The following is a 13,386-nucleotide window of genomic DNA, read 5'->3' on the forward strand; positions in this document are numbered from 1 at the left end:
AAAAATTGAAAAGGAAGATAGTATGACAATTTTAAGTCCAAAAGACGTGGTCATCGTAGATGGCGTACGCTCAGCGATGGGTAAAACCAAAAACGGTATGTTCCGTCATGTCCGCGCTGATAGCATGTCTGCTGAATTGGTCCGTGCCTTGGTTGAGCGTAACGACTTTGACCCACGCGACGTTGAAGACATCATCTGGGGCTGTGTCAACCAGACCCTAGAGCAAGGTTTAAACATCGGTCGTAACATCGGCTTGCTTGCTGGTATTCCAAAGACTGCTGGCGGCCAAACCGTGAACCGTCTATGTGGTTCATCTATGCAAGCGCTACATACGGCCGCCGCCCAAATCATGACCGGTCAAGGTGATGTGTTCATCATCGGTGGTGTTGAGCATATGGGTCACGTTGGCATGATGCATGGCGTTGACTTAAACCCTGAAGCATCAAAGCACTATGCAAAAGCCTCAAACATGATGGGCTTGACCGCTGAGATGCTTGGTCGTATGAACAATATCACCCGCGAAGAGCAAGATGCTTTTGGTCTTGAGTCGCATCGCCGCGCATGGGCTGCAACGACTGAGGGTCGTTTTGACAATGAAATCATCGGTATCGAAGGTCATGATGCCACTGGTCGCTTGCAACTATGTACCGTTGATGAAGTAATTCGGCCTGATGCGACGATGGAGCAAATGCAAAAGCTACGTCCAGCCTTTGATCCTAAAGGCGGTACAGTCACTGCTGCGACCTCATCTGCACTCTCTGATGGTGCGTCAGCTATGCTAGTCATGAGCGCGCAAAAAGCCAAAGAGCTAGGTCTAAAACCTCGTGCCCGTATTCGTAGCATGGCAGTTGCCGGTTGTGATGCCGCCATCATGGGCTATGGTCCTGTACCTGCGACCCAAAAAGCACTGAAGCGTGCTGGCATGAGTATTGATGATATGCAAACCATCGAGCTAAATGAAGCATTTGCAGCGCAGGGCTTATCAGTACTAAAAGCTTTAAACTTGACCGATAAGCAAGACATCGTCAATATCAATGGTGGCGCGATTGCACTTGGCCATCCACTTGGTTGTTCTGGTGCTCGTATCACTGTCACTTTGCTAAATGCTATGGAGCAATCTGATACTGAAATTGGTCTTGCGACCATGTGTATCGGTCTTGGTCAAGGTATCGCGACGATTATTGAGCGTGTTTAAGCCTGTAATTTTGTAAATATTTTAAAATAACCAATTGCTCTAATAAAAACCCCTAGTCATCATAACTAGGGGTTTTTGCATTTATGCATCAAAGTGCCTGCTAAAATTAAAATATCATCAGTTGTTATATCGCTTATCTCCATTGACGCATTCGCTAAACTGTGACTAAATAAGAGTAGGGCTAATAAAGACAATATAAATGATAAATTAACACAGCTTTTGACAACAAAGTCAGCCGTACAAGGAGTGTACTATGTCCAATATGATTACTGATCGTACCTACCGTATCGACCGTGAAAATACTCAGGCGATGATAATTGACGTGCAAGAGCGCCTCACACCGCATATCTATGACCATGAAAATATCCTTAAAAAAATAACAACGCTTATCAAAGGGCTGCAAGCATTAAATATCCCTATTATGCTCAATGAGCAATATAAAAAAGGACTTGGCGATACCTTACCTGAGATTCGAGAGTTACTGGAAGAAAAAAACGCCAAAGGCTTTGAAAAGGTTACCTTTAGTGCCTGTGATAATGATGACTCATGGCATTATTTGGCACAGCAAAACCGCAGTATTATTTTATTGTTTGGGGTAGAGGCGCATGTTTGTGTGCTACAAACGGCGCTTGATTTGCTGGATAATGGTATGCAGCCGGTTATTATTGGTGATGCGGTTGGCTCGCGTTTTCCCTATGATAAAAAGCAAGCGATTCGCCGCATTCGCCGTGCCGGCGGCGTGATTACCACGGTTGAGACCATTTTGTTTGAGCTATGCCGCAGCAGCCAAGACCCTGCTTTTAAAACCATCAGTAATTTGATTAAATAGCGGTTTTTATTCTCTGTAGAACAGATAGCGCTTACTCACATAAGCGCTATTTTTTATTATATTGACCCTTATTAACGCTATTTGGTCATCATCTTCTATCGTCCTCATCAAGGTATAATATATCTCTGTGCCCAAAGTTAGTCTTGAGCACTATAAATTTACCTGTCAAATGCTAGAGAACATTATGTCACCAACCAAATCTTTACTAAAACAGTCAGCGCTCGCTTCCACTATTGATATCAGCCATGTTACAGATTTTTTATTAGAATTAGATGCCCTTAAACGGGTCAATCGCCGTAGCTATGTGACGGGGGCGACACGTTTGGAGAACTCAGCCGAGCACTCTTGGCATCTTGCTATGGCATGTTGGTCCATCGCTGAGCAGTTTGAAATTGATGTCAATCATGAAAAATTGCTAAAGCTAGTATTGGTACATGATTTGGGTGAGATTGATGCCGGTGATACTTTTTTATATGCTGACACCCGTGCTGATGCGCATGTTGAAGAGCGCGCTGGGATTGCGCGCTTACAAAGGGAGCGCGGTAATGGTATCAAAAATTTAAGTGAGATTTGGGAGGAGCAGGAAACTGGCAGCAGTCAAGAAGCCCAACTGCTTAGAGTGGTTGATAGAATATTACCGTTTTTGCTTAATTTAAATACCAATGGAAAAACGTGGATTGAGGGTAATGTTACGCGCTCGCAAGTCAGTAGCGCGCACGCCTTTATTAAAGACAGTTTTCCGAGTATCCATGATTGGCTTGCAGAGCAGATAGAATTTGCGACCGCGCAGGGCTGGCTAATTGATGCATAAATCTATAGCAGTAGAGCGCTATTTTTAACGTGGCTCTTGCGCTGTAAACTCACTATATTTTGCCCTAACTGTCGTGTGACATAAAGAATAGGCTATTTAGCAGATTGGCTACTTAAGCTTGCATCCGTGGTCTGCTTAACAATTTGTTTGATGTGCATAAAGTCGGCATGCCGCACATCTTTGCCGCTGGTACAAAAAATGACCAGCTCGGCAATATTGCGCGCATGGTCGCCGATACGCTCTAATGCGCGTAATACCCATAGAATATTAATCACCTTAGACACATGGCGATTATCCTCCATGATATAGGTCATCAGTGAGCGCGTGGCAGACTGATACTCTTCATCGACCACCGTATCGCTTTGCAATACTGAAAATGCCTGCTGCGTATCCATACGTGCAAATGCTTCAAGGGCATTAAGGAGCATCAAGCGTACTTGATTGGACAAATGCTGAACCTCTGAATAGCCCTTTGGGGATGCGCCATCCTCGATCAACTGACAGGCCATACGGGCAATTTTTTCCGCTTCATCACCGACGCGTTCAAAGTCGACAATCCCTTTACTTAATGCCATGACCAGACGCAAATCATTGGCAGCTGGTTGGCGTTTGGCAACCAATAATATGATTTGCTCATCGATTTTGACTTCTAACTGATTGATAAGATCATCATCAGCGATGACTTGTTTGGCGCTTGTTTCATCTGCCGCTAATAATGCACGGGTGGCAATCAGGACTTGTTCTGCTACCATGTGCCCCATTTGCATAAACAAATCAATCACCTCATGTAATTCATTATCAAAGCTCTTTGACAAATGCTTTTGGCTTACCAACATGGCGACTTCCTTATTCTTATAGATTTACATAGGGGTGTAAGCATAAAAAATACATCTATTTATACCAAGCGTTTTAACCATAACGCCCAGTAATATAGTCTTCAGTCGCCTTTTGAGCGGGATTGGTAAATATCTGATCCGTCTCACCCATCTCCACCATATCGCCCAGATACATGTAGGCTGTGTAGTCAGAAACCCGCGCCGCTTGCTGCATATTGTGGGTCACGATAGCAATCGTATAGTCATTTTTTAAATCGGTGATAAGCTCTTCAATCGCCCCGGTCGAGATCGGATCAAGCGCTGAGGTTGGCTCATCTAATAACAGCACTTCAGGCTTGGTCGCCACACCGCGAGCGATACAAAGCCGCTGTTGTTGACCACCAGATAACGACAGACCGGATGCACGAAGCTTGTCTTTTACCTCAAGCCATAACGCTGCTTTTTTAAGTGCCCATTCGACGCGCTGATCCATCTCAGCTTTGCTGAGCTTCTCATAAAGACGTACGCCAAATGCCACGTTGTCATAGATAGACATTGGAAATGGCGTTGGTTTTTGAAAGACCATGCCCACACGCGCACGCAATAAATTAACATCCATCTCTTTTGCCAAAATATTGCTACCATCAAGGATGATCTGCCCTTCGGCATGCATACTTGGATACAAGTCATACATACGGTTAAAAGTACGGAGTAGGGTAGATTTACCGCAGCCTGATGGGCCGATAAAAGCAGTGACTTTCTTCTCTGGTATGTCGATATTGATATTCTTTAACGCTTTAAAATCACCATAGTAGAAATTGAGATCTCGAATGCTAATCTTAGCAGGCGGCATATGCTGAGGGATATCTGCTACGGTTTGCTGAGTCAACAAAGCGCTGTCTGGTTGCTGCCCCTGAGGTATCTGACTGCCTTGATCTCTATTAGAAAAGGATTGACCAAATAAGCCACGTTGGCTGAAGTTTTGCTCACTCTTTTGCTCACTCTCTTGCTTGGTTTTGTGCTTCACCGCTTTTCTCTCTAATAAGTCTGTCATCATCATATCCAATTATCTTTGAGTATTGTCAATATAGGTGCTGAACATAAGGGCTAAACGTGCGCTATAAATGGGCTGCTTAGTCAATGCTTAAATCAGCTATCTTGTATGGTCTTTACCGCCAATAAAGCGGGCGAGAATATTGACTATCAATACGGTCATGGTAATCAATAATGCTGCTGCCCATGCCAACGCATGCCAGTTGTCATAAGGGCTCATAGCAAACTGATAAATAGTGTTCGGTAAGTTTGCCATCGGTTGGCTCATATCGGTGCTAAAGTACTGATTGTTTAACGCAGTAAATAGTAACGGCGCGGTCTCGCCAGTGATACGGGCAAATGCCAATAGCACCCCTGTGGTTAGACCCGCTTTGGCCGCTTTAAGTGTGACCGTGCTGATGAGCTTCCACTTTGGCGTACCGAGTGCATAAGCTGCTTCACGCAAGGTATTGGGTACCAGATTTAGCATGTTTTCAGTGGTGCGCACGACGATTGGAATCACAATCAAAGCCAGTGCGACGGCACCAGCCCAGCCAGAGAAGCTTTGACCTTTTACCATCAATGCATAAACAAACAGACCAATTACGATAGAGGGTGCTGACAGCAAGATATCGTTTAAAAAGCGAGTGACTTTACCCAATAGGCTGCCTTGTGAGAACTCCGCCAAGTAGATGCCAGCCATCATGCCAATCGGTGTACCGATGGCAAGACCTAAAAAGGCGATCATCAATGAACCAATAATGGCATTACGTAATCCGCCATCACCCATAGGTGGCGGTGTATCTGCCATAAATACTGGCATCTCAATTAGACCTTGAAAACCCTCAATAAAAAGCGTGATCAAAATCCACGTAAGCCAAAACAAACCAAAAGCGATGGCTGAGATAGCAAACCCAAGTCCCAATCGATTGATCAGGCGGCGCTTATGATATAAGCGCTTGTTATAGCGGTCTTCAAAAGGCAAAGTCGGCTGGCTGGTTTGGTCATTGTCAGGCGTGACAGTCGCTAAGGTCATTAGGCGTTTGTCCTTTATTGGTCGAAAGATTGGGTCAAGTAATGGTTTAATGTGACTGTGTCATAACAGATGCTAGCGCTACTTAACGACCGGCTTTTTGGTCGATACGCATCAGCATCAGCTTAGAGATAGACAGCACAATAAAGGTGATAACAAACAGGATTAAGCCCAAATGTAGTAAGGATGCCAAATGCAACTCACTTGATGCCTCAGCAAACTCATTGGCAAGCGCAGAGGTAATCGTCACCCCAGAGGTAAACAGACTTGGGCTGATATTAAAGGCATTACCGATCAAAAAGGTCACCGCCATCGTCTCACCCAAGGCACGCCCAAGTCCTAAAATCACGCCACCGACCACGCCCGCTTTGGTATAAGGTAAAATGATTTTGAACATCACTTCCCACGTCGTTGCACCCATGCCATAGGCAGATTCTTTTAATAAATCAGGTACCACAGAAAAGACATCGCGCATGGTAGCGGCAATAAAAGGAATAATCATAATTGCCAGTACCAAGGAGGCGGTAAACATGCCAAGCCCCATTGGTGCACCGGTAAATACTTGGCCGATAACCGGCATCGGACCGATATTTTCAATCAACCATGGCTGAATGTGTTCGCTAAAATACGGTGCAAAGACAAACAAGCCCCACATACCATAAATAATAGAAGGGATACCTGCCAACAACTCAATGGCGATACCCAGTGGCTTCTTTAAGAAATTGGGGCATAGCTCAGTCAAAAAGATCGCAATACCAAAGCTGACTGGTACAGCAATCGCGATCGCAATAAGGGAGGTGACAATCGTGCCATAAATGGGCGCAAGCGCACCGTACTGATCGTTTACCGTATCCCAGTTATTGCTGGTATAAAATCCCAGTCCAAACTCAGTAATACTTGGCCAAGCGCCCACGATTAATGAGAGCAGGATGCCACCAAGTGACAACAGCACCAATATTGCAAAGGCTTTGGTCGCATTGACAAAGACCGCATCGTAACGTTTTTGTTTAGCCAGTTGGGACCTTAGGTCATTCATAAGTGTCTCAGCGTTAAATAGAATCAAGTCAAAATAGTAAAGAAGGTTTTATCACAACAAACTTAAAAATTTCCTGTGATAAAACCTCTCAAACCGCTACCGGAGAATAGTGGTTTGAGAGGTGGGTTCAGCTGTGATTATGCAATCACTAGGATAAGCAGGTTACTGCGCAGGCTGATAAACAGGCTGGCCGTTGCTATCAACCACTTCACTCCATTTTGCTTTAAACAAAGCAACGGCAGTATCAGAGAAGGGTACATAATCAAGCGCCATCGCATCGTCATCACCTTGCGCATAAGCCCAGTCAAAGAACTTCAATACGCCAGCGACTTGCTTGGCATCTTGTGGCTCTTTATGTACCAAGATAAAAGTTGCCGCGGCGATTGGCCAAGCTTGCGCTGTTTCAGAGTTGGTAATGACTTTATAAAAGCCTTCTTGCTGTGACCAATCGATATCACCTGCTGCTGCAAAGGTTTTGGCAGAAGGTTGTACCACATTGCCCGCTGCATTTTTTAGGGCGACGTGAGCCATGCCGTTTTGCTTGGCATAAGCGTATTCAACATAGCCGATAGAGTTCTTCATACGCGTGACATAGCTTGACACGCCTTCATTACCTTTACCGCCTGCGCCAGTAGCCGATGTTGGCCATTTGACCGTTTTATCGACGCCAACACTGTCATTCCAATCGCTTGATACTTTGGCTAGATAGTCAGTGAAGTTAAAGGTTGTACCAGAACCGTCTGAGCGAAATACCGTGGTAATAGCAGCGTCTGGTAATGTGAGATCTGGATTCATCGCTTTGATAGCAGGGTCATTCCATTTACTGATTTTACCAAGATAGATATCAGCGAGCATTTTGCCATCGAGCTTTAGCTGACCGGGCTCGATACCATCGATATTAACGATAGGCACGACGCCACCGATGACACTTGGGAACTGTATCAGACCCGCTTCATTCAACTCTTCTGGCGTCATTGGCGCATCAGATGCCCCAAAATCTACGGTTTTTGCCACGATTTGTTTGATACCACCTGATGAGCCAATAGACTGATAGTTCACCTGACCACCTGTGGCTTTATTATAGGCATCAGACCATTTAGCATAAATAGGCTGCGGAAAAGAAGCACCAGCACCAGTAATACTCATCGAGGCACTTTCAGCTGAGCTTGCATTAGCGTCGCTACTAACAGCGGTATTTGATGGCGCTGCTGTGGCTGCTTCGTTGGTTTTATCGCTCTCGTTGCTGCTGGTCGTTTGGTTACAAGCGGCTAATGCCAACGTGCTAGCGATTGCTACTGCCATGAATGAATAACGCATTATTTCTCCTAAAATTTATCAATTTTGAGTATCAAGCATTTATAAATAACAATGACAATGGTTTTCTAGCGTTTGCCGAAATGATGCTCTGCGGTTAATAAGGAGAGTTTGACAAATAAATATGACAATTTGATGACATAAAGACTTATTTTCACAAAAAACGACTGAAAAAAGACCGTATTAACAAACATGAGAAAGGAGAGGGCACAAAAAAAAGCATAGGCAGTATTTTGGTTACTGTCTATGCTCATGTTGCTCAATATTACTTGTGACAGGCGTTTTTACTTAGATAAACGACATCAGATTTTGGCGCTGCCTAATAATTGTCCCATTTGAACGACTGAGCCGTGCTGCATGGTAGCTTGCCAGTCCGTTTTTGCAGCTTTTGGTAGTACCACAATTGCGGTTGAGCCCAGATAAAAACGCCCAAGCTCGTCGCCCTTTTTAAAGCTCATATCATGATCGGCTTCTTGAATATCATCGGTACGGCTAATTTTACCCGTTGCGACCGTCTCAATCCCAGCGACAATCATCGCCCCGACCATCACTACCGCCGCTTTGCCATATTCGGTATCAAACAAACAGACGAGGCGCTCGTTACGAGCAAACAAATCCGGTACATTAGCAGCCGTGGTATTATTGACCGAAAATAGTGTACCAGGTACATAGCGGGTTTTGGTTAATATACCGTCAAATGGCATATGCACACGGTGATAGTTGCTTGGAGCAAGATAAACCGTGGCAAAACTGCCGTCAGCAAAATAGTCACCATCGGCGCTATCCGCCAAGAGCTGACCGATATCATAGTCACGACCTTTTGCTTGCAGTAGCTTATGGTCATGAATCTGCCCAAGCTGCGATATCATGCCATCCGCAGGACTGACAATACCATTGATGGTAGTATCGATAATACGGGCATTGTCTTGTAGCTCACGCGTAAAGAAGTCATTAAAGCTCTCATAAGCGTTTAGGCTTTGACGCTCATATTCATCTAAGCTAACATCGTAGGCTTTGGCAAAGCTGCGGATAAATGTACGCTTGACCCAAGGGTGGCGACTGGCAGCTAAGCGCCCTGCGACTTTACTGATTTTTTGCTGCGGTACAAACTGTTGTAAGGTAGTAAATACATTCATAATAGAGGACCAAAGTAGGTAGTAAAAATCGTTATTAAAATAAAAATTCAAGCGCGAAAATAATAAACAGCTAGGTTTATTCAGCAACATACATTTATAGATAACTATATTTTATCATGGTCAGCAGCAGACTGTATGACCATAATCGTTAAAGGAAGTAAGCAATGAAAGCTCTTATTCAGCGGGTCAAACACGCCAGCGTCAGCGTTGATGGGCAAGAGGTTGGCGCCATTGATGTTGGAGTACTGGCATATATTGGCTTGGGGCATGATGATAACCTGCAAAGTGCGCAGCGAATGATTGATAAAATCCTGACTTATCGACTCTTTGAAAATAATGACGATCCAGCCAAATACGGTAAACTGGATAAAAATGTGCAACAAGTCGGCGGTGGGCTATTACTCGTTTCACAATTTACCTTAATGGCAAAAACCGATAAAGGACGCCGCCCTGATTTTGGTGGCGCAATGGCACCTGATATGGCTCAAGTGTTATTTGCACAATTGGTCGATTACGCAAAAACGCAGTATGTAACGGTTGCAACGGGTCAGTTTGGCGCGAATATGCAAGTGCTGAGTGTCAATGATGGACCATTGAACTTTTTATTAGAAGTGCATTAATTGATTAGATTGGCTACCAAGTATTATAAACTTAAGAGTAAATGTCATTAAGCTGTCATAATTAAGCCTTTTAATAAAGAAACGCTGGTTTGCGTTTGCTACTGCCTTTATAAACGCTGTTTTGTCCTCTAACATTAAGAATATATTAAGAATACACTATGTCCAAAGAGCAAATTTTGATTGTTGAAGATGAAGATGCCATTCGTGAGATGGTCGTCATGACCCTAGAGATGGCAGGATTTGATAGTTTGCAGGCAGCAGATGTGTCAGAGGCGCACCAACAAGTGGTCGATCATCGTCCCGCACTGATTTTATTAGATTGGATGTTACCCGGTGATAAAAGTGGGATTGATTTTTGCCGTCTGCTAAAAAGCGATACGCTGCTTGCCGAGATACCAGTCATTATGTTGACCGCCAAAAGTGAAGAAGACAGTAAAGTACATGGTCTTGATGCAGGCGCTGATGATTATATGACCAAGCCATTTTCGACCCGTGAGCTTATCTCAAGAATCAAAGCGGTATTGCGACGTAGTAATGCGCTAAGCGGCGACAAACCTATCAATATAGGTAAGCTCACTTTAGATGCCAAAAGCCAGCGCTTTATGGTAGGTGATGATATTATCGAGATGGGTCCGACCGAGTATCGTTTGTTGGCATTTTTTATGAGCCATCCTGAGCGCGCTTATACTCGTGCCCAGCTGCTCGATCAAGTTTGGGGTGGTAATGTCTATATCGAAGATAGAACCATTGATGTTCATGTAAAGCGTCTGCGTACCTTATTACGCCCACATGAGTGCGATACCTTGATACAAACAGTACGGGGCACCGGTTATCGGTTTTCCAGCCGTATCGAAAAAGGGTAGACGCTATCAATATGAATATTACATAGTGTCGCCTTTTATCGGGAGCGGCTAATAGTAGAAAAATAATAAAAAATAACGGATAAATAAAAATGCCTATCCAAGATAATGAGCAAGGTGCCACAAATCAACTTAAAAAAATCAGAAGTGCCTTACGAGCATTGCGTGATGCTGTGATTTTGCTCAATGACGATGATGGACTTGAATGGTGGAACCAAGCGGCCCAGGATTTGTTATCATTGCAAACCTCAGACAAAGGCAGGTGCATTTTTGACTTTATCCAAGTACCTGAGTTTATTAAGTATTACCAAGAGGCGACGACGCTTAATGTCGATGCTAATGCCAATGCTAATACTAATACCGATATCGATGAAAGTGTGCATATCGTCTCGTGGCAAGACCCAAATCGGTATTTAAAGTGTGAGCTGACACCATTTGGCGATGAAAAACTACTGATTATTTATGATGTGACCCGCTTGCAGCATTTAGAAGCGATGCGCCGCGACTTTGTGGCAAATGTCTCGCATGAGCTGCGCACGCCACTGACAGTCCTGATGGGCTATCTGGAGAATTTCTCGGATCAGCCAGATATGCCTGCGCATTGGCGCCGCGGCTTTGAGCTGATGACCCAGCAGACAGCTCGTATGAATAGGGTGGTCAATGACTTATTGCTCCTGTCCCGCATCGAAATTGAAGAAACCCATGCGTTTAATGATATCGACATGACCAAGCTGCTCACAAATGTCTATGATGACGCGCAAGCATATAATCAGGAATACAAGCATACCATTCACTTACATATCGATACCTATGATGGTCTATATGGCTCAGAGATGTACCTAAATAGTGCCCTATCTAATCTGGTGATCAATGCCATCAAGTACACACCAAAAGGCGGCAACATCTCTATCAGTTGGACTAAGACTGCTGAGGGTTGCCGATTTGCGGTTGAAGACAATGGTATCGGTATCGCACCAAAGCATCTTAGCCGTTTGACCGAGCGTTTTTATCGCGTTGACAGTGGGCGTAGCCGAGCAACAGGCGGCACAGGACTTGGACTGGCGATTGTAAAACATGTGTTATATCAGCATGAAGCAAGCTTGCAAATCGAGTCGGTAGAGGGCGTAGGTTCAACATTTAGCGCGGTATTTCCAAACGATTATGTACGCTCTGCTACGATAAATTGATGCGTATAAATCCTAATCTTTTTGCAAAAGGGGATAGGGGTTTACCGCACTGCCATTGATGTAAATTCCATAATGAACATGCGGCGGCGTCCCTTTGGCATTGCCGCTGTCACCCACATAACCGATGATATCACCGGCATTGACCCAGTCATTGGGAGAGATATCAGCATAGTCTTCCAAATGCGCATAATAGTGACCAGCACCGCCAGGACCCACTATCATCACGACGCGACCGCCTAACGCATCTTCGCCTACCTTACTAACGATACCTTGGGTCGTCGCTTGTATCGGTGTACCTCGTGCGGCAAAGATATCAATACCTTCATGTGAGCGACCTTGGCTACGCGCAGCACCCCATGTATCCGTTAGATGCTGCTCTGGTAATGGTGAGGGCAGACTGTTTTCTATAGGTAGCTCTTGTTGTAATAAACTGAGCTGTTGCCATTTTGCCATCACAAATGACTGAGTTTGCTCACTGAGACTGGGCAAGAGCTTATCAAATACAAATAACAGTATCAACAATACCACTGCCTTAACGAGCACACTGAGTACACGGCGTAAAAAGTTTGGTTTTGACTTTTGATTCGGTGGACTATTATTGCCATCTATTTGCATTGAAATCTCTTTGAGTTTTTAAATAAATTTCAATAGATATTATATAAGTTAAGTTCTCTATTATTTGTATGCCATTGTTATCTCTGGCTTTTATCCCCATACATATAACGTTTATGCGTTTTTAAAATAACCATTACCTAAAATACCAATGTGACTATCTATTCTATTACTGCTATCCATTATTCTTGGTTGAACCTTTATGACAGACACTGCGCTGATTATCGATACCGAAACCGACCAAGGTCGTGATCCGCGCCCGATTCAAGTGGCGACGATTAATGTAGCGACAGGGTTTGAGTGGATGAAGTATTTTAATAGTGGTCGCTCGATATCGCCAGTTGTCATTAGAGTCCATGGTATAACCGATGAGGATGTTGCTGGGCTTGAGCGTTTTGATTTAGCAGCGTTTGAGGTGCCGCAATACTTGATTGGTCATAACGTCCGCTTTGATTGGCGGGTGATTGGTAGCCCCTCTGCTAAGCTAATTTGTACAGTGCGGCTAGCGCGCGTCGCGTTTCCGGAATGGAGCGCCTATGGTCAGTCCAAATGTATCGAGCAGTTATTAGGCAAGGGTGAGGCAAGCAAGATGACGATAGCCGCCCATGATGCGCTTGGCGATGCGCGTATGTGCTATCTGCTTTATCAGGCATGTTGTGAGCGCCTAGCAATTGCACCGACGGATTTTGCTACGGCCCATGCTATCGCCAATAAAGCCAATCCGGTGAGCAAAATGCCCTTTGGCAAACATAAAGGTGTGCCGATAAAAGACGTACCTATCAGCTATGTAAAATGGATGCTAGGTAATATCCATAATATGCAGCCGTCGCTGTATTCTGCTTTAACCAAACGTGTTAAAGCAGAGCAGGCAGCAAAAGATACACCAGAATAAATACCTCTATTGGT

General features: G+C 44.5%; 14 protein-coding genes. 7 read left to right on the plus strand and 7 right to left on the minus strand.

Going from position 1 to position 13,386, the window contains the following annotated elements; all coding sequences use genetic code 11:
• The first annotated feature begins 22 nt into the window (after positions 1 to 22).
• From fadA to ABYU67_RS07405, 3 genes are all read left to right on the plus strand, one after another.
• Positions 23 to 1,195, plus strand: coding sequence for an acetyl-CoA C-acyltransferase FadA (gene fadA, locus ABYU67_RS07395; protein ID WP_372844362.1), 1,173 nt, complete (start codon positions 23 to 25; stop codon positions 1,193 to 1,195).
• A gap of 253 nt (positions 1,196 to 1,448) precedes the next feature.
• Positions 1,449 to 2,024: an isochorismatase family protein gene (locus ABYU67_RS07400; protein ID WP_372844363.1), complete on the plus strand. Its 576-nt coding sequence runs from the start codon at positions 1,449 to 1,451 to the stop codon at positions 2,022 to 2,024.
• 184 nt (positions 2,025 to 2,208) lie between these two features.
• A complete protein-coding gene (locus tag ABYU67_RS07405) occupies positions 2,209 to 2,835 on the plus strand; it encodes an HD family hydrolase (protein ID WP_372844364.1) in 627 nt (208 codons plus the stop codon).
• A gap of 92 nt (positions 2,836 to 2,927) precedes the next feature.
• Here ABYU67_RS07405 and phoU read toward each other — a convergent pair whose 3' ends face one another.
• From phoU to asd, 6 genes are all read right to left on the minus strand, one after another.
• Positions 2,928 to 3,671: a phosphate signaling complex protein PhoU gene (gene phoU, locus ABYU67_RS07410; RefSeq protein ID WP_372844365.1), complete on the minus strand. Its 744-nt coding sequence runs from the start codon at positions 3,669 to 3,671 to the stop codon at positions 2,928 to 2,930.
• Positions 3,672 to 3,744: 73 nt separating this feature from the next.
• Entirely contained in the window at positions 3,745 to 4,503 is a 759-nt protein-coding gene (gene pstB / locus ABYU67_RS07415; protein WP_372844398.1) for a phosphate ABC transporter ATP-binding protein PstB, read from the minus strand.
• A gap of 300 nt (positions 4,504 to 4,803) precedes the next feature.
• Complete coding sequence (gene pstA, locus ABYU67_RS07420; RefSeq protein WP_372844366.1) at positions 4,804 to 5,718, minus strand: phosphate ABC transporter permease PstA; 915 nt, start codon at positions 5,716 to 5,718, stop codon at positions 4,804 to 4,806.
• An 82-nt stretch (positions 5,719 to 5,800) separates the two neighbouring features.
• Positions 5,801 to 6,751 (minus strand): phosphate ABC transporter permease subunit PstC, encoded by a 951-nt coding sequence (pstC, locus tag ABYU67_RS07425; RefSeq protein ID WP_372844367.1) that lies wholly within the window; start codon positions 6,749 to 6,751, stop codon positions 5,801 to 5,803.
• A 162-nt stretch (positions 6,752 to 6,913) separates the two neighbouring features.
• A complete protein-coding gene (gene pstS / locus ABYU67_RS07430) occupies positions 6,914 to 8,068 on the minus strand; it encodes a phosphate ABC transporter substrate-binding protein PstS (protein WP_372844368.1) in 1,155 nt (384 codons plus the stop codon).
• A 299-nt stretch (positions 8,069 to 8,367) separates the two neighbouring features.
• Positions 8,368 to 9,201: an archaetidylserine decarboxylase gene (asd, locus tag ABYU67_RS07435; protein WP_372844369.1), complete on the minus strand. Its 834-nt coding sequence runs from the start codon at positions 9,199 to 9,201 to the stop codon at positions 8,368 to 8,370.
• 164 nt (positions 9,202 to 9,365) lie between these two features.
• Between asd and dtd the strand changes: the two genes are divergently transcribed.
• The 3 genes from dtd to phoR all read left to right on the plus strand — a co-directional run bounded on the left by dtd (position 9,366) and on the right by phoR (position 11,868).
• On the plus strand, positions 9,366 to 9,821 hold the full coding sequence (gene dtd, locus ABYU67_RS07440; protein WP_372844370.1) for a D-aminoacyl-tRNA deacylase: 456 nt from the start codon (positions 9,366 to 9,368) through the stop codon (positions 9,819 to 9,821).
• A 158-nt stretch (positions 9,822 to 9,979) separates the two neighbouring features.
• Positions 9,980 to 10,684, plus strand: coding sequence for a phosphate regulon transcriptional regulator PhoB (phoB, locus tag ABYU67_RS07445; RefSeq protein WP_372844371.1), 705 nt, complete (start codon positions 9,980 to 9,982; stop codon positions 10,682 to 10,684).
• 89 nt (positions 10,685 to 10,773) lie between these two features.
• Positions 10,774 to 11,868, plus strand: a complete 1,095-nt coding sequence (gene phoR / locus ABYU67_RS07450) for a phosphate regulon sensor histidine kinase PhoR (protein ID WP_372844372.1) — start codon at positions 10,774 to 10,776, stop codon at positions 11,866 to 11,868.
• Positions 11,869 to 11,880: 12 nt separating this feature from the next.
• Here the strand turns inward: phoR and ABYU67_RS07455 are convergent, their stop codons facing one another.
• Entirely contained in the window at positions 11,881 to 12,483 is a 603-nt protein-coding gene (locus ABYU67_RS07455; protein ID WP_372844373.1) for a M23 family metallopeptidase, read from the minus strand.
• A 199-nt stretch (positions 12,484 to 12,682) separates the two neighbouring features.
• Here ABYU67_RS07455 and ABYU67_RS07460 point away from each other — a divergent pair, with 199 nt between their 5' ends.
• Positions 12,683 to 13,372: a putative quorum-sensing-regulated virulence factor gene (locus tag ABYU67_RS07460; protein ID WP_372844374.1), complete on the plus strand. Its 690-nt coding sequence runs from the start codon at positions 12,683 to 12,685 to the stop codon at positions 13,370 to 13,372.
• Positions 13,373 to 13,386 lie beyond the last annotated feature (14 nt).

Origin of the sequence: Psychrobacter sp., assembly GCF_041554015.1 — a bacterium.
In the GTDB taxonomy this organism is placed as follows: Bacteria; Pseudomonadota; Gammaproteobacteria; order Pseudomonadales; family Moraxellaceae; genus Psychrobacter.

Excerpts from the sequence above, each read along its gene's own strand:
- pstS (WP_372844368.1), bottom strand. The coding sequence starts at position 8,068 with ATGCGTTATTCATTCATGGCAGTAGCAATCGCTAGCACGTTGGCATTA.
- ABYU67_RS07400 (WP_372844363.1), top strand. The coding sequence starts at position 1,449 with ATGTCCAATATGATTACTGATCGTACCTACCGTATCGACCGTGAAAAT.
- ABYU67_RS07455 (WP_372844373.1), bottom strand. The coding sequence starts at position 12,483 with ATGCAAATAGATGGCAATAATAGTCCACCGAATCAAAAGTCAAAACCA.
- phoU (WP_372844365.1), bottom strand. The coding sequence starts at position 3,671 with ATGTTGGTAAGCCAAAAGCATTTGTCAAAGAGCTTTGATAATGAATTA.
- pstA (WP_372844366.1), bottom strand. The coding sequence starts at position 5,718 with ATGACCTTAGCGACTGTCACGCCTGACAATGACCAAACCAGCCAGCCG.
- pstC (WP_372844367.1), bottom strand. The coding sequence starts at position 6,751 with ATGAATGACCTAAGGTCCCAACTGGCTAAACAAAAACGTTACGATGCG.
- asd (WP_372844369.1), bottom strand. The coding sequence starts at position 9,201 with ATGAATGTATTTACTACCTTACAACAGTTTGTACCGCAGCAAAAAATC.
- ABYU67_RS07405 (WP_372844364.1), top strand. The coding sequence starts at position 2,209 with ATGTCACCAACCAAATCTTTACTAAAACAGTCAGCGCTCGCTTCCACT.
- fadA (WP_372844362.1), top strand. The coding sequence starts at position 23 with ATGACAATTTTAAGTCCAAAAGACGTGGTCATCGTAGATGGCGTACGC.
- phoB (WP_372844371.1), top strand. The coding sequence starts at position 9,980 with ATGTCCAAAGAGCAAATTTTGATTGTTGAAGATGAAGATGCCATTCGT.
- dtd (WP_372844370.1), top strand. The coding sequence starts at position 9,366 with ATGAAAGCTCTTATTCAGCGGGTCAAACACGCCAGCGTCAGCGTTGAT.
- pstB (WP_372844398.1), bottom strand. The coding sequence starts at position 4,503 with ATGCCGCCTGCTAAGATTAGCATTCGAGATCTCAATTTCTACTATGGT.
- ABYU67_RS07460 (WP_372844374.1), top strand. The coding sequence starts at position 12,683 with ATGACAGACACTGCGCTGATTATCGATACCGAAACCGACCAAGGTCGT.
- phoR (WP_372844372.1), top strand. The coding sequence starts at position 10,774 with ATGCCTATCCAAGATAATGAGCAAGGTGCCACAAATCAACTTAAAAAA.